The following is a 19,096-nucleotide window of genomic DNA, read 5'->3' as shown; positions in this document are numbered from 1 at the left end:
CTCCGGGAAGGTTCCGCCGCTCAGGCTGCGGTGGCCGTGGCGCGGCGCTGGAAGTCGCGCGCTTGGGCGACCCGGCCCGACCGGGCCAGCAGGGAGGCGTGCGTGAGCAGCGTCAGGCGGTCCGCCTCCGGGCGCTCGACCTCGGGGCCCAGCAGGGCGAGGGCTTCGTCGAGGCGGTCCCGGCCGGCGAGGAAGTTGGCGAACTCCACGCGGAGTTCGCTCTGGTTCGCATTGGCGGCGAGGCTCTGCCGGTAGAAGACCTCGGCGAGTTCCGGGTCGGCGAGCTCGCCCGCGGTCAGACCGGCCAACTTGCCGAGTGTGTACGGGTGCTGGGGGCGGACCGCGAGGGCACGGAGCATGAGGCTGCGGGCCTGGTCGGTGTCGCCCTCGTGTGCGGCCACGTGGAGCGCGTAGTTGCACAGGGTGCGCGGGTGCAGCGGGTCGAGACGCAGCGCCTCGCGGTAGCGTCCGCCCGCATACGCGGCGTCCTGCCTCTTGTGCTCGGCGAAGAGCGCGAAGTTGCTGTTGACGCGAGCGTAGCGGGTGTCGGCGGCGACCGGACGGCCCGCCTCCCGCTTCTTGTCGTCGGGGGCCCAATGGATCTTCTCGGTCCAAAGGCACAGCAGCCGCAGGTCGTTCGCGTCCTCGGGGAAGCGCGCCTGGATCTCGGCGAGGCCGATCGGGTCGGGGCGGTCGGCGAGGTAGCCGAAGCGGCCCATGGTCTCCCACTCGGAGAGAGTGATCAGCTCCTTGAGTTCCTCCGGGTAATCGGGCCGGATCGTCGTGGCGTTGACCCGGCTGCTGTCGAAGAGGACTGACCGGTCGAACGTCTCGCCGGCCTGCTCCAGGAAGCGGGCGAAGTCCTCGGCGAGGTTCTCCTGCTTCCCGATGAAGTCGATCTCGTCGTCGGGGGCGCCCACGTACGAGGTGTAGATGTTGCCGAGGGCGCCCGGCAGGAGGGTCGCGGCGCGGCGCACGAAGGTCTGGAAGTCGTCGCTCTGGCAGTGCTCGTCGAGCGGGTACTGCGGCCGCCAGCCCTTCTCCATGCGGTACGACCAGTAGGAGCGGTACCACTCCAGCGGGTCACGCACGAAGGCGCCGACGAAGCCGTACCGGGAGCGGTCGAAGGAGGCGAGCAGGTCGTGCTCCCGCATCGCCGGGTCGCCGAGGTCCTCGAAGGCGAGGCCGAGTTCCCGTATCTTCCGGCGTATCCAGGTACTGCCCGTCTTGGGGGTCAGCAGCAGCAACGCGTTACTGCCGGTCAGGTGAATTGCCATGCTCTGCTCCAGAGTTCAGCGCCTCGGCCGCCTTGCGGCGGGCGGCGCGGGGTGAGTCGAACACCTTCAGCGTGGTGCTTTCGACCGGTGTCCCGGGCACCGTGCAGGTGGCTGGAGCCAGCCAGCGGTCCAGGTGCTCGGCGATGAGCCGGTCCAGTGCGGCCCGGTTGCCGGTGGTCACCACTTCGTGGCCCTCGTCGGGGAACAGGGCGAGGCAGGCGTCGCGGTCGGCCCTGGCCAGCGCCATGAACATGCGGGACGCCATCTCGGCGGGCACCCGGCTGTCGTTGGCGCCGTGCACCAGGAGCACCGGGCAGCGCACCCCGTCCGCCCGGTTCACCGGTGAGGCCGCCGTCAGCGCCGCACGCTGCTCGGGCACGGCCGGGTCGCCGATGCGGCGGCGCAGCATCGGGGCCGCCGACCGCCAGAACGCCGGGGGTTCCTCGACGAACCGTACGAGGTCGGTCAGGGGCGAGGTCGCCACCACGCAGCGCAGGGGGCGCGCGGTGGTCGCGGCCATCTGGAGCACCGCGTATCCGCCGTAGCTGCCGCCCATGAGCGCGATCCGGTCCGGGGCGGCGAGCCCTTCGGCGACCGCCCAGTCGAGGGTGTCCTCCAGGTCGTCCTGCATGGCAGCCCCCCATTGCCGGTCCGCGGCGTTGATCCACCCCGCGCCGAAGCCGGTGGAGCCACGGAAGTTGGGCTCGATCACGGTGTAGCCAAGGGCGGCGACTGCGGCGCGACGCTCGGCGTACCGCCAGCCGCTGCGCCGCCAGGGCCCGCCGTGAACCAGCAGGACGGCCGGGCCGGGTGTGCCGTCGCGCCGCTCTTCGGTGCGGCGGGTCACGTAGGTGACGGCGTGGCCGCCGCCGCGCAGCGGGACCCGGACGGGTCGGCACTCCACGGGCAGCGGTTCCTGTTCGGGGCGGGCCCGGCTCAGCGGCCAGGTCTCGCCGCGCGCCACGTCGTGCAGCGCGTAGTGCGCGTCGCGATCCGGCCGGTGCATGGCGACCAGCCATAGGGGCCCTCGTCTTTCCAGGACGGTGAGCTCGGTGGCGAGTTCCTCTCGCAGCCGGGCGACGGGCGCCGTCCACCGCTCGTCGAGCGGCACGCAGGACGTTCGGGCCCGCTCGGTGTGGACCAGGTCCGGGGCTCCGGTGTCCGTGGCGAAGAGGACGTCCGCGTAGTCGCCGCCCTCGACCCGGTGCAGCGTCCGCGGCGTTCCGGCCGGCTCTCCCGGTCGGCAGTCGAGCTCCGCAAGACGTACGCCGCCGGGCCCGTCCGGCAGCACCATGTACAGCCGGTCCGGGTCGTCGCCGAAGCGCAACACCCTGGCGGTGAGCGCCTCTTCGTGCGGTATCCGCAGGAAGAGGGCACCGGCCGGGTCGCCCGCGGCGGGCACGTGGCGCAGTTCACGGGTGCCGTCCGCGAGGACGGACTCGGTCAGCCGGGGCTGCAGTTCGCGGTCGAAGTACACCGCGGCGTGCGCGCTGTCGCGCAGGGCCGGGGTGGTCTCGCCGGTGCGCAACGAGATGTGCAGGTAGTCACGGTGTCCGGGCTCCGCGCCGTCGGCGGAGACGACGACCTCGTCGGGCCGCCGCTCGGACAGGCCGACGACCCGGGTCCGCCGCAGCGAGCCGTCGCCGAGCGGGCGCCACTCACCGGACTCGACCCGGACCAGGAAGTGGCTCCAGTCCTCGGCTCCGTCGGCGTCCGCCTCGGCGAGGCCGACGCCCGGCAGGTGGGTCCAGGTGAAGGCGCGGCAGCGGGCCGCTCCCACGTGGGAGCGGCCGAGTTCGCGGCGCGCCGCCACGTCGTACAGGACGAGGCGGGGGGCCTCGGAGCCGCCGCACAGCCATCCGGCGAAGCAGCCGTCGGCGCTGAGCGCGGGCCGCCCGTGGAATTCGCCGCCGCTCACCCCGTGGTCCGGGCGCGCTCGCCCGCCTCGTGCGCTGCTGCGACGCACTTCACGACGGCGTCGATCTCGCTCTCCCGCGGCACGCTGATCCGTACGCCGACGGGCCAGTCCTCGGGGTAGTCCTTGAGGTCGTGCAGCAGGCGGGTCAGGTATCCGGCGGCGCGCAGCTCGGCGACGATCCTGGCCGCGTGCGGGCTCTCCAGACAGATGTAGTTGGCGTCGGAGTGCCAGACCCGGATGCCGTCGATCCGCGCGATCCCGACCACCAGGCGTTCGCGGCACTCCAGGGTCCGCCGGATGCTGTCCTCGACGGCGGCGGGCTCGGCGAGCAGGCGCAGCGCGGTGTGCTGAGCGACGCCCGAGACGCTGTTGGGCATGAGCCAGAACGGGAAGCCGTCGCGGGTGAACGCCTGGGACACGGCGAAGCCGATCCGCAGGTTCGCGAGGCCCCATGCCTTGGAGAAGGTGCGCATCACCACGAGGTTGGGGAACTCGGACACAAGGCGCATCGCGGTGTCCGGGGCGAAGTCGGCGTACACCTCGTCCACAACGACGAGTCCGCGGGCACGCTCCAGGAGGGCCGCGATGTCGGCGGTGGGGAACTGGTAGCCGAGCGGGTTGCGCGGCGAGCACAGGACGATGATCGCCTCGGGCCGGTCGAGGTACGGCTCCAGGGAGGGCAGCAGGTCCTCGGGCTCGCGCACGGGCACGCTCGCGTAGTTCCAGCCCTGCTGCCGGGAGATGGTCGCGGTGAGGTGGAAGTTCGGGGTCACGTCGACGACGAGGCCCTGGTAGGCGCCGCGCAGCAGGGTGTCGATGAGCTGGGTGGCGCCCGCGCCGACCCGGACGTACGGCGCGGGGAGGTCGAAGCGGGCGGCGACGGCGGCCGCCACCTCGTCGCTCCAGACGTCACCTCGGTTGGTGATGTCCATGGCCTCGGTGGCCGACCGCATCAGGTCGGTCTGCTCTTGGGCGTCCAGGAACTGGTTGCCCGTCCAGGTCAGGTTCAGGTGCGTGGTGTCGGTCCGGTTCGCCGGGTCGGTCTGGTTCTTCTGGGGCATCGGGTCTCCGCCTAGGTGTGGTGACGCTGGGATTCAGAGGTGGAACCGGCGCTTCTTCCCACCGGGCGGGGTGATGCGGGCGCACCGCTCCCACCGGACGTCCTCGTCGGGCAGCAGGCCGGCCAGGGCGTCGCGCAGCGCGGCGGCCAGGGCGTCGGGGGCGTCGTACGTCGTCTCGGCGGCCCAGCGCAGGAGTGTCCCGCCGTCGTCCGGCCGCCGGGCCAGCTGGAAGTCCGCGAGGCCGGGCAGGAATCCGAGGGCGCGGGTCACCTCGTCGGCGGGGAGTTCCCGCGTGCGGAAGCGGACCGTCTCCGGTTCCCGCCCCCACAGGCGCGTCAGCCGCTGGGTGCCGTCCGGGCCGGTGGCCAGCTCGGCTCGGTCGCCGGTGCGGTAGCGGACGAAGGCGGTGCTGTGGTTGACCAGGTTGGTCAGCACCAGCTCTCCGGTCCCGGACGCGGAAGTCCCGCCCTGCTCGTCCAGGACTTCCAGCCGTACGTTCTCGCCGAAGACCCGGTACGTCGTCCCGTCCGGCTCGGTCGCGGCGATGAGGCCGCCCTCGGTCGAGGCGAGCGCGTCGATCACAGGCGCGCCGAAGTAGTCGGTGAGCCGTCGGCGGTCGTCGGCGTGCAGCGGTTCACCGCTGACCAGCAGCAGCCGGGGGTGCCAGGGCGCGCGTGCGAGGCCCAGGCCGAGGAGGGCGGTGCGCAGTTCCAGCAGGTAGGTCGGCTTGCCATAAAGGACGGGGGCCGGGAACTTCCGCAACACGGGCAGCACGGCGTCCGCCGACTCCGGGAGCTGAAAGCGCAGGTAAAGCCCGTCGTTCAGGGATGGCAGGGGCCTTACGAAACTGGGGCGTCCCGGCTTGTTGCTGACGAACAGAACGGCCGGCCGGCCGCGTTGGAAAAGATCTTCGGGAAGACCCGCATGGTCACGGATCTGGGCGAAAAAATAGTAGTTGACGGCGTACCAGGCGGCGTCGTCGAGCGTGACGTTCAGCGGATTCCCTGTGGTTCCGCTCGAGCTGAGCGTGTACAGGCCGTTCATGGAATCCGAAAGCCGGAATCGAGTCCCGTCCGCCTGGTGATCAGCGCGACCGACGAGTGGCCACCCGACCGTCACGTCCGCGTCTCGCGGAAGATCACGGTAGAAGGGCGCACTCTCGCGTACGCGGCGCAGGAATTGCTCGTACGGACTCGAGCGCGGGCCGGACGCGGCAGCCGTTCCGGCCCGCTCCTCCCATGCGGTCCGTGCCCGACGGACCACTTCCAGCGAGTCCGCTATGGCGTCGTTCGAATCGGGAAACATTGCCCCTGCTTCTTCGGCGAGCGGAAAGAAAAAGGGGCCACCGCGACACTGGGAAACTACACCAGTCGCGTGACACCCGATCAGAGCGGGAAAGTCGTCGGCTGAAAATTTCGACACTTCTTCCGCCGCGAAGAGTGTGACACTTCGACGAGGCGGTGTCAAACAGCGGCGAAAGATTTGTCCGAGGAAACACGGGAACCCCCGAAAGGGTCCGGTCGATGGCTTTCAAGAAGCCGGACCAGACCCTTTCAAGGGCTGCGATACATTCCAGGCGGCAAGAACTACCCGGCAGCAAGAGACGCCAATTCATCGACGTCATATTCGGCCCGCGCATGACTTCCGTAACGCGTCAGCTTGCCTCGGCTGGCCCATTTACGAATGGTCGCCTCGGTGACACCGGCCGCTTGGGCCGCGAGACGCGTGGGCAGGGTCTTGCGGGTGCGTGTCGACGCGACGGCGGCTCCGGCCAGCGACCGGTGCAGCGTCAGCCACGCGTCGGCGGCCCAGACGTGGCCCGCTCCGCAGCGCACCGCTCCGACGGCCATCTCCACGGCCGTCCCGCACCCGGGCCGGGGGCAGGGGCCCAGGGAGACGGGGCGCCGCACGGAGTGCCCGACGAGGGCCCGGGCCGTCGCGACCAGGGCGGACATCTCGTCGACCAGTTCCGCGTTGGCACCTGGCCGGACGGCGAGAACGTCCAGGTGCCGCAGGAGGAAGGAGACGAGGGCCCGTACCTCGCGTTCGGGTGCCGGGGCCGCCACCGCCCCGGTCAGTGATCCGGCCCAGCAGGCCAGAACCGAGACCATCCGCGTGCGGGCCGCGGACGCCTCCTCGTTGAGGACGAGGCCGAACTGCCGACTGCCGCTCACCCGCTCACCCCTGCTGTTGCCGGCGGGCGTCAGGAGGTACTCGATCTCCCGGTGGAGCCGGGGCAGTTCGGCGAGGTCCCCGGCGACGCCGTCGCGGCAAGCCCGGCACAGTCGCGAGTCCGTGGGGTTCGGCGGGGCCGGTACTCGGCTCGTCGCACAGGTGGTGACCGGACACCGGGCGGTGTCGGCGGAGTGGTGCATGATGCTTCCCGGGGCTCGGACTCGAACGCTCGCGGACACGGCGGTTCGGCTGGGGAGTGTTTCGAAAGTAGCGCCGTCCGCCCGGAGGGCGGGCCGGGCGGCGTCTGGTGCGTGCGATCGCAAGGCGGGGGGACGCCCGCATACCGGATGCATTCGGTCGTTCCGACAACGCGGCGAGGCGCCGTAGCTGTCGTCGTGCGCCCGCCGGAGGTTACGGGACAGCCCTTAGTCCCAGCCCCAGCTGTCGGTGGAGGCCCCGTCGGCGCGCGTCTCGTGGGCGGTGACCGCCTGGCTCGCCGAGGTGGCGGACGCGGTGGCAAAGACGGCGGCGAGCACAGCGCCGGAGCAGGCGAGGGCAGTCAGAAAGCGCTTAGACATGTTCGTCCTCTTCGAAAAGCACGGTTCATCGTTTGTTTTTCCGGGAAGCGGAAGATCCTCAAGAGAGTTCCGAGGAGTTTCTCCGCCTGCGGCCGGTTAAAAGTGACACACGATCCGAGCACATCTCCAGGGATACCTTTGGCCTCAAGGTGCCCAGTCACCAAGGTGCCATTCAGTGTTCGGCCCGGTCGGCCGAGGAGTTCACGAGAATCGCGGCGTCGCACAGCCCGGCGGCCCAGGGTTCGGCGGGAAACGTCAGATCGGCCCGCATCGGATCGCCCCCGATGAGCTCGCGCACCGCCCGCAGAACCCGCTCGCTCACGGCCCCGACATTCTCCCCGTTCATATAGAGAACACCGCTATGCCCGAATTTGCTCGTTCTAGGCGCGTAGACATGTTGAAGGTCTGATGCCGACGCCTCGGACAATTTTCGGGCGACATCACGAATGTCGACCGGCCCGGCTCCTGCCCGCAGTATGGCGAACCGGATATGGATTGCATACATGACGGCCCATGATGGCATCAAGAGACCGCAAAAAAACGTGGCACGAAGGCCGCAAACTGCCATGACACCAGACGGCCAGGCCCGACGCCCGGTCTGCCCGGAAAACGGCTCGTTCAGATCCACCCGGCGCGCGTCGCCAGCACCCCGGCCTCGAAGCGGCTGCGTGCCCCGAGGCGCCCCATGATGTCCGCCATCATGCGGCGCACCGTGCGCAGCGAGACACCGAGCTTGCGGGCGGCCATCTCGTCCGTGTTGCCGAGTTCGAGGAGCTTGAGCAGCTCGGCCTCCTGGGGCGTCAGCCCGTCCGGTGAGCTGGCCACCCTCGCTCCGCCCAGGGGCCGCGCCTGCGACCACGTCGACTCGAAGAGATGGACCAGGGCGGCCAGCACTCCGGGTGCCCGCACCACGATCGCCCCCGCCTTGCTGTCCTTGGTGTCCACAGGCAGGAGCGCCACCGACCGGTCGACGACGAGCATGCGGACGGGAAGGGACGGGATGGTCCGGATCTCGCCGCCGAGTTCCGCGAGCCAGCGGGCGTACTCGGTGGTCGCCCGGTCGTTGCGGACACTGTCGAGGTACAGGGTGCGGATTCGCACGCCCGCCGTCAGGCTGCGCTCGTCCAGCGGCCGGCTGGCGTCCAGGGCCTCCTGGCTCTGCGCGCCGCCGGGCATGAAGGAGAGGAGTTCCTCCTGGGCCCGCTCCGCGAGTTCGGCGAGGCGGGCGCGCACGGAGGCGATGTTGTCGAGCCGTTCGAGGCCGAGGTTGCCGCGTTCCCCGCGCTGCACCGCGTAGACGGCCACCAGTTCGGCGGCCTCCCGGCGTGCCATCGCCAGCCGCGCCTGCTGGGCCCGGATCTCGCTCTCCCGCTGGTTGAGCAGGGCGGCCAGGCTGGCCTCGGGGTTGAGCGCTATCGGTGTGACCGTGTCACCGTGCGCGTAGAGCATGGAGAGTTCGGCCAACTCGTCCAGACTGTCGCGTACATCGGACTCGGTCCTGGCCAGGTGCGCGGCGATCTCGGCGACTCCCCAGTGCGGAAACCCGACCAACGTCCGATATACGTCCAGCGGCCTGTCGCTCAACCCCAGGAACGACGCGAGTATCCCCGGCTCCCCCGACTCCGGCTCACCCGGGCCCCGCCCCTCCGCATGCATCAGCCAAAGCCTCTCACCAGCACAAACAAAGAATCTTCACAGACCAATAGTAGACTCGCCCTCTCGTCCCGGTCATGGGGGCTTGATCTGTCGGGCCCGGCCTCGCGTCGGCGGCTCAGCGGCCGACCGGTACGCCGTCCACCAGTTCCACCGGCCCGGTCCCCGCCGTACGCACGGCGAGCGACTCCCGCAGCTGCCCCCAGAGCGCGGTGGACAGGAGATCCTCGGCCTCGCGCGGCGGACACATGCGCCACTCCACCAATTCCGCCTCGTCAAGGCGTACGCGGGCCAGACCGCTGCCCCGCACCTGTCCGCCGTCGAACACGTGCACCGTCCGCGGACAGTCGCCGGGCCGGTTCACCCAGTCCACGCTCAGCAGCCGGCCGGGCTCGACCGACAGCCCGAGTTCCTCCGCCACCTCGCGAACGGCCGCCTCGCGCGGGGTCTCCTCGCCCGCCTCCACGGTCCCGCCGGGCAACCCCCAGCCCTGCCCCGTGGCCGGCGCTCTGAGCCGCACCAGAAGGACGCGCCCCTGCTCGTCACTGAAGACGACCCGCGCCTTGGCCATGACTCCTGGCCGCGCCGTGCCACTGGACCTCCGTCTACGGAAGTCGATCGGGAAGAACCGCATGCCGGGAGCGTACCCACCGCGCTTGCCAGCGCCCTCGCCGGCGACCGTCCGCTCCGTCCGAGGACCCGGTCCGGCGGCTGAACCGCCTGCGTGCCGCGTCCGGGGTCACGACGGGGCGCCCCATGCTGCGCGGGCTACTGTGGGCTGGTGGGCGACTACGCCCTGCGTGAGATCGTCGCTTCCGCTCTACGGGCTTTCAAGGCAGCTCTGCTCACGAGGGTGGACTGCCGGCCGACCTCGCGCTCCGGGCCGGAGCTCACTGCCGCCGCTCCCCCGCCGCTCCAGCGCATGGTGGACGCGGGGCGGCTGGGACGGAAGACGGGGTCGGGGTTCTACCCGTACGCCTGATCGCTCCGGTCCGTGCGTGCGGGGGTCGCGTCGCCCTCGCGCGTACGGGGCCGCGGCGCGGCCCAGCCGTGGGCGCTGCGGCGTCCTCGGTGACTGCCGCTCACAGCGGTACGCGCAGCGCCCCCTCCACGCGTTCGGCGGCCCGCTCCGCGTCGGCGCTCCCGCTGGCGACCAGCTCCGCGCGCACCGCCCGCAGCCGGTCGCGCAGCCGCTGCGACTCCATGCCCCGGACCCGGTCCGCCATCTCGGTGGCCGTCGCCGCCGCCCGGTCCGCCTCGCCCCGGCGCAGTTCGATCGTGGTGAGCATGGCCAGGCGGTGGACCCGCCCCCGGTCGTGCGCGGGCGTGCGGACCGCCGCCACCGCGTGCTCCCGGGCCGCGGCCAGGTCCCCGAGGCCCAGCAACGCCTCCGCCACCTGCACATCGACCAGACCCGGCTGGACGTACCCCGTCTCGTCCGGCTCCCGGCCCGGCCGGATGCGGGCGGCCTCCGACTCGGCGCGGCCGATGCACGTCAGCGCGCTCGCCCGGTCGCCGAGCCCGGCGTACGCCTTGGCCTGCATCGCGTGGAGGTCGGCGGCGAGCGCGGGGGTGATCTCGCGCCCCGCCGCGCGCAGGGCCGCCTCCGCGAAGGCGACGGACTGGCGGTACTCCGCGAGGAACAGCGACTGGTTGACCAGCAGCGCGATCACATAGCCGCCGAGGCCCCGGTCCCCGCTCGCCTTGGCCAGCCGCAGCGCCTGGTGGAAGTAGCGCTGGGCCAGACCGTGCGCGTCGGAGTCGTAGGCGCAGATGCCCGCCACGGCCACCAGCGCGCCCGTGGCGCGGTGCAGTTGGCGGCCCGTCGCATCGCTGTAGCCGCCGCGCAGCAGGGGGGCGGCCCGGGCGTTGAGGAAGCCGACGACGCGTGGACGCGTCGCGATTCCACCCGCCTTGCGGTACATCAGTTCGTAGTGGTCACGGGCGGCCCGCAGGGTTGCCATGTCGGCCGCGTCCACCCCGGCCGGCCCGGTCCGCGACACATCGGCGTCCTCCGGCGGGTTCTCCCACTCCCAGACGGGCATCACGGCGCCGGTCCCGGTGACGGCCGGAGCGGCGACGACGTGCGGGCGCTGCTGGGCGTCGGAGCGCCACACGGCGGTGGCCCGTTCGACGAGACCGCTGAGCGAGGAGCCCTGGGCGGGCGCGTGGCCGTCGGGGACCGCCATGCCGATGTCGTCCAGCGACACGGCCCTGTCCAGGCGGTTTCCGAGCACCTCGCAGATCAGGTCGGGCACCTGGCCGCGCGGGCGCTGGCCCTTCAGCCAGCGGGCGACGGCGGTGTGTTCGTAACGCAGGCCGAGCCCGCGCGCGCGGCCGGCCCGGTTCACATGGGCGGCCAGTCCGGCCCGGGAGACGCCCGCCTCCTCGATCAGGGCCTCCAGCGCGGTGTTGGGCTCCTTGGGCCCCATGTCCCCCTCCGGTGGGTCGGCACGCCAGGACGTGTCGCCCCAGTGGAGCACGATTCACACGGGGTGTGAACGGAATGCCCGAACCGTCCCGCCGCGCACGCTGCCGGAGCGGCCGGGGGCTCGCTTGAATGGATCCCTCGCAGGGCGCGGACGGGCCGTCGGCTCCCCCTCGTACAGCACGGCGGCCCGCCTCCGCGCGGTCCACCCCGCCGGCCTGCCCGACACTCCGCGGCGGGGACGGACGGGCGAGCACACAGGAGGGGCGTATCCGGTCGCCGGATACGCCCCTCCTTCTTGTGCCGGGGTGGGACTACGCTCCGCGCAGTACCGCGCCCGTGCGCTCGGCGGCCAGGGCCACCGCGGCGTCGCGGGCGGCGCTCGCCTCGTCGACCGTCAGGGTGCGGTCGGCGGCGCGGAAGCGCAGCGCGTACGCCAGGGACTTGCTGCCCTCGCCGATCTGCTCGCCCGTGAAGACGTCGAACAGCCGCAGCGACTCCAGGAGCTCGCCCGCGCCCTCGCGGAGCGCCCGCTCCACGTCGGCTGCGGGCACGTCCTGGCCGACGACCAGCGCGACGTCCTGGGTCGCCACCGGGAAGGCGGAGATCCGCGGAGCCCGCAGGACGCCGTCGACGGCCTGCTCCAGGACGTCGAGGTCGACCTCCATGGCACAGGTGCGCTCGGGCAGGTGGAGCTCCTTGATGACGCGCGGGTGCAGCTCACCCGCGTGTCCGAACAGGGTCTCCTCGCCGGCCACCGTCACGTACAGCGCGGCGCAGCGGCCCGGGTGCCAGGGGGCGTGCCGGTCGGCGCGGACGGTCACCTCGACGCCGGCCTCGCGGGCGACGGTACGCGCCGCCTCGACGGAGTCCGCCCAGTCGGCGGGGCGGCCCTTGCCCCACCAGCCGGCCTGCTCGCGGGCACCCGCGAGGACGACGGCGGCACGGCGCGGCTGGTGCGGCAGCGCGGCGTCGAGCGAGGCGACCTCCTCGCCGGAGGGGCGCCGGTCGACGGGGAGCCGGACGGGCTTGGTCTCGTCGCCGGTCGGCCTGAAGACGAGGCCGGTCTCGAAGAGGGCGAGGTCGTGGCTGCCCCGGCCGTCGTTGCGCCGCAGCGCGCCGAGGAGGCCCGGCAGCAGCGTGGTGCGCAGCGAGGGCTCCTCGTCGGAGAGCGGGTTGACGAGCCTGACCGTGCGGCGGCGGGCGTCGTCCGCCTCCAGGCCGAGCTGGTCGAGGACCGCCTCGCCGATGAACGGGTAGTTCAGCGCCTCGACGTAGCCCGCGCCCGCGAGCGCCCGGCCGACGCGGCGGTGCAGCCGCTGGCGGTCGGTGAGGCCTCGGCCGGACGGCGGCGTCGGGAGCGTGGAGGGGAGGTTCTCGTAGCCCTCGAGGCGGATGACCTCTTCGGCCAGGTCGTTCGGCTCGGTGAGGTCGGGGCGCCAGGACGGCGTGGTGACCAGGAGCTCGTCCTGCCCGTAGACGTCGCAGCCGACCTCCTGGAGGCGGCGCACGACGGTCTCACGGCCGTAGGCGACACCGGCGACCTTGTCGGGGTGGTCGGCCGGCATCGTGATGGTGCGGGGCGCGGACGGGGCGCTGACCTCGGTGACGCCCGCCTCGGCGGTGCCGCCGGCCAGGAGGACCAGCAGGTCGACGGTGCGCTGGGCGGCAGCGGCGGCGGCCTGCGGGTCGACGCCGCGCTCGAAGCGCTTGGACGCCTCGGAGGGCAGCTTGTGGCGGCGCGCGGTGCGGGCGATCGAGATCGCGTCGAAGTGCGCGGCCTCGATGACGACCTCGGCGGTGTGCGCGTCCTCGGCCGTGTCGGCGATCTCCGTGTCGGCGCCGCCCATGACGCCCGCGAGGCCGATGGGCCCGCGGTTGTCGGTGATGACGAGGTCGCCGGAGTCCAGGACTCGGACGGCGCCGTCGAGCGTGGTGAGCTTCTCGCCCTGCTCGGCGCGGCGGACCCCGATCGGGCCGTCGATGCGGCTCCGGTCGTAGGCGTGCAGCGGCTGGCCGAGTTCGAGCATCACGTAGTTGGTGATGTCGACGGCGAGCGAGACGGTCCGCATGCCGGCCTTCTGCAGCCGGCGCTGCATCCAGATCGGGGTGCGGGCCTCGGGCTGCAGGCCGACGACGGTGCGCGCGGTGAAGCGGGAGCAGCCGATCGGGTCGGAGATCTTGACCGGGTAGCCGTACGCGTTGGGCGCGGGCACGTCCAGGAGGGCCGGGTCGCGCAGCGGCAGGCCGTAGGCGATGGCGGTCTCGCGGGCGACGCCGCGCATGGACAGGCAGTAGCTGCGGTCGGGCGTGACGGCGATGTCCAGGATCTCGTCGCGGAGCTCCAGCAGCTCGATCGCGTCGGTGCCCACCTCGTACTCCGGCGGGAGGACGATGATGCCGTGCGTGCCGTCGTCGCCCATGCCGAGCTCGTCGGCGGAGCAGATCATGCCGTGCGAGGTCCTGCCGTACGTCTTGCGGGCGGCGATCGCGAAGTCGCCGGGCAGTACGGCGCCGGGCAGGACCACGACGACCTTGTCGCCCACGGAGAAGTTACGGGCTCCGCAGACGATCTCCTGCGGCTCGCCGGTGCCGTTGGCGGTGCCGACGTCCACCGTGCAGAAGCGGATCGGCTTCTTGAAGCCCTCCAGCTCCTCGATGGTCAGCACCTGTCCGACGACCAGCGGGCCGGTGAGGCCGGCGCCGGTCTGCTCGACCGTCTCGACCTCGAGGCCGACGGCGACGAGCTTGGCCTGTACGTCACGGCCGGTCTCGGTGGCCGGCAGGTCGACGTATTCCCGCAGCCAGGAAAGCGGGACGCGCATCAGATCTCCATCCCGAAGGGCCGGGTGAACCGGACGTCACCCTCGACCATGTCTCGCATGTCTTCGACGTTGTGGCGGAACATCAGCATCCGTTCGATGCCGAACCCGAAGGCGAATCCGCTGTACTTCTGGGGGTCGACGCCGCAGGCGGTGAGCACCTTGGGGTTGACCATGCCGCAGCCGCCGAGCTCGATCCAGCCCTCGCTGCCGCAGGTGCGGCAGGGGCGGTCGGGGTTGCCGACGGACGCGCCGCGGCAGACGTAGCAGACCATGTCCATCTCGGCGGACGGCTCGGTGAACGGGAAGAAGTTCGGCCGCAGCCGGGTCTTCATGTCCGGGCCGAAGAGCGCCTGGACCATGTGGTCGAGGGTGCCCTTCAGGTCGGCCATGGTCAGGCCCTCGTCGACGGCGAGCAGCTCGATCTGGTGGAAGACCGGGGTGTGCGTGGCGTCGAGCTCGTCGGTGCGGTAGACGCGGCCGGGGCAGACGACGTAGACCGGGGGCTCGCGGTCGAGCAGGGTGCGGGCCTGGACCGGCGAGGTGTGCGTACGCAGGACGACACCGGACTCGTCGTTCTTCCTGCCGTCGGCGCCCTCGACGAAGAAGGTGTCCTGCATCTGCCGGGCCGGGTGGTCGGGCACGAAGTTGAGGGCGTCGAAGTTGAACCACTCGGCCTCGACCTCGGGGCCCTCGGCGACCTCGTAGCCCATGGCCACGAAGACGTCGGCGACGCGCTCCATGAAGGTCGTCAGCGGGTGACGGGCGCCGGCCGGGGTGCGGTCGTAGGGCAGGGTGACGTCCACCGCCTCCTCGACCAGGACCCGGGCGTCCCGCTCGGCCTCCAGCTCCGTCTGGCGGGCCGCGAGGGCGCGGCCCACGGCGGCGCGGGCCTGGCCGACGCGCTTGCCGGCCTCGGCCTTGGCCTGCGGGGGCAGCGCGCCGATCTCGCGGTTGGCGAGCGACAGGGGCGAGGTGCCACCGGTGTGCGCCGTCTTCGCCTGGGCGAGCGCTTCGAGGTCACCCGCGGCGGCGAAGGCGGCGAGCGCCTCGTCCCGGATGCGCTCGATCTCTTCCGGTTTCAGTGCCTCGACCTCGACTGGGTCGTACGACTTGTTCGGTGCCGACATCTCTTCCCGTGCTTCCGATTGGCTGAGTGCTGCGCTTACCGGGGGTACTCCCGGACCCCCGTGACCTCGCTCGAAGACCGGAGGACGCAAAGGTGCCAAGGGTCGAGTCTAAGGGTCGCGGGGCGGGTGGGGCGCCCGTGGGCCGCTCGGCCTTAACCGAGGTAGGCCGGCGTGCTCACGGGCAGCATAAATCGGAACTCCGCTCCGCCTCCGGGGCCGCGGCCGACCGTGATGGTGCCGCCGTGGGCCTCGACGATGCCCTTGACGATGTAGAGGCCCAGGCCCGTGCCGCCGCGCTTGCTCCCCCGCCAGAAGCGGGTGAAGACGCGGCCCATCGACTCCTCGGGGATGCCGGGACCTTCGTCGCTCACGGTGACGGCCGCTCCCCTCTCGTCGCTCTTCGCCGGTGCGGGTGCCACGTCGATGGTGACAGTCCCCTCGCCGTGCCGCACGGCGTTTTCCAGCAGGTTGCCGAGCACCTGGTCGACCTTGTCCGGGTCGGCCCACACCGCGGGCAGCGGCTGGCAGGTGCGGACGAGGAAGCGGCCGGGGTCCTGGCCGGCCGCGGTGTGCGCCCGGACGTGGCGTTCGACGGCGGCGGACAGGTCGACGGGCTGGCGGCGCAGTTCCAGGCGCCCGGAGTCGATCCGGGAGATGTCCAGGAGTTCGGTGATGAGGCGGGTGACCCGGTTGGCGTCGGCGTAGACCGTCTCCAGCATCAGGCGCTTCTGGTCGTCGGTGAACCGCTCCCACTTGGCCAGCAGGGTCGCGGTGAAGCCCTTGACCGAGGTGAGCGGGGAGCGCAGTTCGTGGGCGACGGTCGCGATCAGTTCGGCGTGGCTGCGCTCGGTGCGGCGGCGGGCCTCGGTGCCGCGCAGGCTGATCACCAGGCGGCGGACCGGTCCGGCCGGCGTCTCGCGCACATAGCGGGCGGAGACCAGGACCTCGCGCCCGCCGGGCAGCAGGAGGTTGCGCTCGGGCTGGCCGGTCCGGGTGGCGAGGCCGCCGTAGGGGTCGGTCAGCTCCCACCAGCGGCGGCCCTTGAGGTCCTCCAGCGGGAGCGCGTGCTCCACCGGGCGGCCGAGGGCGGCGGCCCCGGGGACGGCGGTGATACGGACGGCGGCGGCGTTGAAGCAGATGATCCGGCCGGACTCGTCCGCGACGACGAGCCCGTCGGGGAGGTCGTCGGGGTCCAGCCCGAGGCCGCCCGCCGCGGCGTCCGCGACGGCGGGGCCGTCCAGTTCGCCGGCGGCGCGCACGACGGCCGCGTGTGCCGCGCGCGGCCCGCTCATGCCGACAGCCATTCCCGTCCCCCACCTCTCGAACCGGTGCAGTGGGCCCCGAGTTCGTCACCCTACTAGTCGTCGGTGACGGAGCGACACCCTGCGGGGGCTCTCCGTCGGCGGCAGGGGGTGCGTCAGGGGTCAGCCGGTGGTGCGGCGCGGGCGCTGGGCGCGCGCCGAGGCGTAGAGGCAGACCGCGGCGGCGGTGGCGAGGTTGAGACTTTCCGCCTTGCCGTGGATCGGCACCCGCACCACGGCGTCGGCCAGGGCGCGGGTCTCCTCGGGCAGCCCCCAGGCCTCGTTGCCGAAGACCCAGGCGGTGGGTCCGCCCATCGTGCCGGCGTCGAGTTCGTCGTCGAGGTCGTCGCTGCCGGCGCCGTCGGCGGCCAGGATGCGGACGCCCGCCTCGCGCAGCCCCCGTACGGCCTGCTCGACGGGGACGCCCACGGCGACCGGCAGGTGGAAGAGCGAACCGACCGAGGCGCGTACCGACTTGGGGTTGTACAGGTCGACGGAGGCGTCGGTCAGGACGACCGCGTCGGCGCCCGCCGCGTCGGCGCAGCGCAGCACCGTGCCGGCGTTGCCGGGGTCGCGGACGTGGGCCAGGACGGCGACCAGCCTGGGCCGGGCCGCGAGGATCGCGTCGAAGGGCGAGTCGAGGAAGCGGCAGACGCCGATCAGCCCCTGCGGGGTGACGGTCTGGGAGACGTCGGCCAGGACGTCGCCGTCGGCGAGGTGGACGCGGGCGCCGGCCGCATGGGCGGCGTCGACGATGGGGGCGTAGCGTTCGGCGGCCTCGACGGTGGCGAAGAGTTCGATGAGGGTCGGCTCGCCGTCGGCACCCCGGTGATCGGCGGCCTCGCGCACGGCCTGCGGCCCCTCGGCGATGAACCTGCGCTCCTTGCCGCGGAAGTTGCGCCTGGCCAGCCGCCGGGCGGCGGCGACCCGCGGCGATCGCGGGGAGATCAGTTCGGGGGTGCCCATGTCGGCGAGGAGCCTCTCTGCGTGACGAAGGTCCGGTTCGTGCGCCGCGCCCTGCGACACAGGGCGTGCAACGCACCGGACCCGCAGGCGGCGGGCGCCTGCGGGTCCGGCGGGGAAGCCAGGAAGTGCGGCCTGGGTCAGGCGGCCTTCGGGGCGTTGACGTCGCTCGGGAGGGCCTTCTGGGCGACCTCGACGAGGGCGGCGAACGCGTTGGCGTCGTTGACCGCGAGCTCGGCCAGGATCTTGCGGTCCACCTCGACGTTGGCGGCCTTCAGACCCTGGATGAGGCGGTTGTACGTCATGCCGTTCTGGCGGGCAGCGGCGTTGATGCGCTGGATCCACAGCTGACGGAAGTCGCCCTTGCGCTTCTTGCGGTCGTTGTAGTTGTAGACCAGGGAGTGGGTGACCTGCTCCTTGGCCTTGCGGTACAGGCGCGAACGCTGACCGCGGTAGCCGCTGGCCTGCTCGAGGATCGCCCGGCGCTTCTTGTGGGCGTTGACTGCCCGCTTGACGCGTGCCACTTGTTAACTCCTTGTAGCGGGGCCGTGGTCGTACTCACACGGCCCGGAAACGAATTGGTCCCGGTCGGATCGAGGGCGCGTCCCCGGCCTCACCGGGGACGACGGCCTCACTTGCCGAGAAGCTTCTTGATCTTCTTGGCGTCGGCCGGAGCCACGACGACCGTGCCGGTCAGCGAGCGGGTCTTCTTGGACGACTTGTGCTCGAGCAGGTGGCGCTTGCCGGCCCTCTCGCGCAGCACCTTGCCGGAGCCGGTGATCTTGAAGCGCTTGCTGGCACCGCTGTGCGTCTTGTTCTTCGGCATCGCGCCGTTCTCTCCTCGTCAGTGGCGCCCCTCTCGGTGCGGGCACCGGACTGCAGGGGCGTCAGATCTTGATGGGATTCCGGGGGGAACCCGGGGGGCGCCTGGATGGCGGCCCCCGGAGGTCACGCCTCGGAAGGTGTCTCGGCCTCGGGCGCCGCCTCGGCCGGAGCCTCGGGGGCCTTCTCCGCGGACTCGGCGTCGGGGGTGGTGTTCCCCTGACGCTCCGCCTTGCGGGCGGCCTGGGCCTCACGGGCCTCGGCCATGGCTTCGGTCTTCTTCTTGTGCGGGCCCAGAACCATGATCATGTTCCGGCCGTCCTGCTTCGGGTTGGACTCGATGAAACCGAGTTCCTCCACGTCCGAAGCGAGACGCTGGAGCAGCCGGAAGCCCAGCTCGGGGCGGGACTGCTCACGACCACGGAACATGATCGTGATCTTGACCTTGTCGCCCTGCTTGAGGAACCGGACGACGTGACCCTTCTTGGTGTCATAGTCGTGCGGGTCGATCTTCGGCCGGAGCTTCATCTCCTTGATGACCGTGTGCGCCTGGTTCTTGCGCGCCTCACGGGCCTTCATGGCCGACTCGTACTTGAACTTCCCGTAGTCCATGAGCTTGCACACGGGCGGACGGGCGGTAGCCGCCACCTCGACCAGGTCGAGGTCGTACTCCTGTGCGAGTTCCAGGGCCTTGGCAAGCGGCACAATCCCGACCTGCTCGCCACTGGGACCGACAAGTCGCACCTCGGGCACGCGAATCCGGTCGTTGATGCGGGGCTCGGCGCTGATGGATCCTCCTCGGTAGCACCACGCGACCGCCTGGCGGACAGCCGCGTAACGTCTGTTTCAGACAGACCAACCGCGGCGGAGCACAAAAAATGCCCCGGACGGGACACAGGCGGGGCTCCTGGAAAACCGGAACACCGCCACAGCGAACCGCGGGGCGCATCGGGCGGCTCCATCGTCCG

At 71.9% G+C, this 19,096-nt stretch carries 18 protein-coding genes; 1 reads left to right on the top strand and 17 read right to left on the bottom strand.

The genetic code is table 11. The features are described 5' to 3' along the window. Positions 1-20: 20 nt before the first annotated feature. The 9 genes from ABZ564_RS05520 to ABZ564_RS05480 all read right to left on the bottom strand — a co-directional run bounded on the left by ABZ564_RS05520 (position 21) and on the right by ABZ564_RS05480 (position 9,233). Positions 21-1,277: a hypothetical protein gene (locus tag ABZ564_RS05520; protein ID WP_360849841.1), complete on the bottom strand. Its 1,257-nt coding sequence runs from the start codon at positions 1,275-1,277 to the stop codon at positions 21-23. Further along, positions 1,252-3,195, bottom strand: a complete 1,944-nt coding sequence (locus ABZ564_RS05515) for an alpha/beta fold hydrolase (protein WP_360849838.1) — start codon at positions 3,193-3,195, stop codon at positions 1,252-1,254. The genes ABZ564_RS05520 and ABZ564_RS05515 overlap by 26 nt, the downstream gene beginning before the upstream one ends. Further along, entirely contained in the window at positions 3,192-4,256 is a 1,065-nt protein-coding gene (locus ABZ564_RS05510; RefSeq protein WP_360849835.1) for a histidinol-phosphate transaminase, read from the bottom strand. Before ABZ564_RS05510 ends, ABZ564_RS05515 begins: the two co-directional genes overlap by 4 nt. A gap of 33 nt (positions 4,257-4,289) precedes the next feature. Continuing rightward, positions 4,290-5,300, bottom strand: a complete 1,011-nt coding sequence (locus tag ABZ564_RS05505) for a hypothetical protein (protein WP_360849832.1) — start codon at positions 5,298-5,300, stop codon at positions 4,290-4,292. A 542-nt stretch (positions 5,301-5,842) separates the two neighbouring features. Further along, positions 5,843-6,631 carry a hypothetical protein gene (locus ABZ564_RS05500; RefSeq protein ID WP_360849829.1) on the bottom strand — a complete coding sequence of 263 codons (789 nt, stop codon included), beginning with the start codon at positions 6,629-6,631 and terminating at the stop codon, positions 5,843-5,845. Between the two features lie 225 nt (positions 6,632-6,856). Next, the gene (locus ABZ564_RS05495) at positions 6,857-7,009 is read right to left on the bottom strand and encodes a hypothetical protein (protein WP_360849826.1); all 153 of its coding nucleotides are present in this window, start codon (positions 7,007-7,009) and stop codon (positions 6,857-6,859) included. A gap of 172 nt (positions 7,010-7,181) precedes the next feature. Beyond that, positions 7,182-7,331, bottom strand: a complete 150-nt coding sequence (locus tag ABZ564_RS05490) for a hypothetical protein (RefSeq protein WP_360849823.1) — start codon at positions 7,329-7,331, stop codon at positions 7,182-7,184. A 296-nt stretch (positions 7,332-7,627) separates the two neighbouring features. Beyond that, positions 7,628-8,560, bottom strand: a complete 933-nt coding sequence (locus tag ABZ564_RS05485) for a LuxR C-terminal-related transcriptional regulator (RefSeq protein WP_360849820.1) — start codon at positions 8,558-8,560, stop codon at positions 7,628-7,630. A gap of 220 nt (positions 8,561-8,780) precedes the next feature. Next, positions 8,781-9,233: an NUDIX hydrolase gene (locus tag ABZ564_RS05480; RefSeq protein ID WP_360849817.1), complete on the bottom strand. Its 453-nt coding sequence runs from the start codon at positions 9,231-9,233 to the stop codon at positions 8,781-8,783. Positions 9,234-9,443: 210 nt separating this feature from the next. On the opposite strand from ABZ564_RS05480, the gene ABZ564_RS05475 reads away from it, so the two are divergent. After that, the gene (locus ABZ564_RS05475; RefSeq protein WP_360849814.1) at positions 9,444-9,644 is read left to right on the top strand and encodes a 3-hydroxyacyl-CoA dehydrogenase family protein; all 201 of its coding nucleotides are present in this window, start codon (positions 9,444-9,446) and stop codon (positions 9,642-9,644) included. Between the two features lie 100 nt (positions 9,645-9,744). Here ABZ564_RS05475 and ABZ564_RS05470 read toward each other — a convergent pair whose 3' ends face one another. The 8 genes from ABZ564_RS05470 to infC all read right to left on the bottom strand — a co-directional run bounded on the left by ABZ564_RS05470 (position 9,745) and on the right by infC (position 18,917). Next, positions 9,745-11,094, bottom strand: coding sequence for a transcriptional regulator (locus tag ABZ564_RS05470; protein ID WP_360849811.1), 1,350 nt, complete (start codon positions 11,092-11,094; stop codon positions 9,745-9,747). Between the two features lie 310 nt (positions 11,095-11,404). Beyond that, a complete protein-coding gene (gene pheT / locus ABZ564_RS05465) occupies positions 11,405-13,915 on the bottom strand; it encodes a phenylalanine--tRNA ligase subunit beta (protein ID WP_360849808.1) in 2,511 nt (836 codons plus the stop codon). After that, the gene (pheS, locus tag ABZ564_RS05460; RefSeq protein ID WP_360849805.1) at positions 13,915-15,042 is read right to left on the bottom strand and encodes a phenylalanine--tRNA ligase subunit alpha; all 1,128 of its coding nucleotides are present in this window, start codon (positions 15,040-15,042) and stop codon (positions 13,915-13,917) included. Before pheS ends, pheT begins: the two co-directional genes overlap by 1 nt. Positions 15,043-15,194: 152 nt before the next feature. Continuing rightward, the gene (locus tag ABZ564_RS05455; RefSeq protein WP_360849802.1) at positions 15,195-16,346 is read right to left on the bottom strand and encodes a PAS domain-containing sensor histidine kinase; all 1,152 of its coding nucleotides are present in this window, start codon (positions 16,344-16,346) and stop codon (positions 15,195-15,197) included. 120 nt (positions 16,347-16,466) lie between these two features. Continuing rightward, positions 16,467-17,309, bottom strand: coding sequence for an RNA methyltransferase (locus ABZ564_RS05450; RefSeq protein WP_360849799.1), 843 nt, complete (start codon positions 17,307-17,309; stop codon positions 16,467-16,469). A gap of 137 nt (positions 17,310-17,446) precedes the next feature. Beyond that, the gene (rplT, locus tag ABZ564_RS05445; protein WP_143625552.1) at positions 17,447-17,830 is read right to left on the bottom strand and encodes a 50S ribosomal protein L20; all 384 of its coding nucleotides are present in this window, start codon (positions 17,828-17,830) and stop codon (positions 17,447-17,449) included. 107 nt (positions 17,831-17,937) lie between these two features. Continuing rightward, entirely contained in the window at positions 17,938-18,132 is a 195-nt protein-coding gene (gene rpmI / locus ABZ564_RS05440; RefSeq protein WP_003970213.1) for a 50S ribosomal protein L35, read from the bottom strand. Positions 18,133-18,254: 122 nt separating this feature from the next. Beyond that, positions 18,255-18,917 (bottom strand): translation initiation factor IF-3, encoded by a 663-nt coding sequence (infC, locus tag ABZ564_RS05435; RefSeq protein ID WP_360849952.1) that lies wholly within the window; start codon positions 18,915-18,917, stop codon positions 18,255-18,257. Positions 18,918-19,096: the final 179 nt, after the last annotated feature.

It is taken from the genome of Streptomyces sp. NPDC019224 (genome assembly GCF_040632605.1).
Lineage (GTDB): Bacteria > Actinomycetota > Actinomycetes > Streptomycetales > Streptomycetaceae > Streptomyces.
Note: the sequence above shows the minus strand (reverse complement) of the source record. Positions and strands in the feature narration are given on the sequence as shown.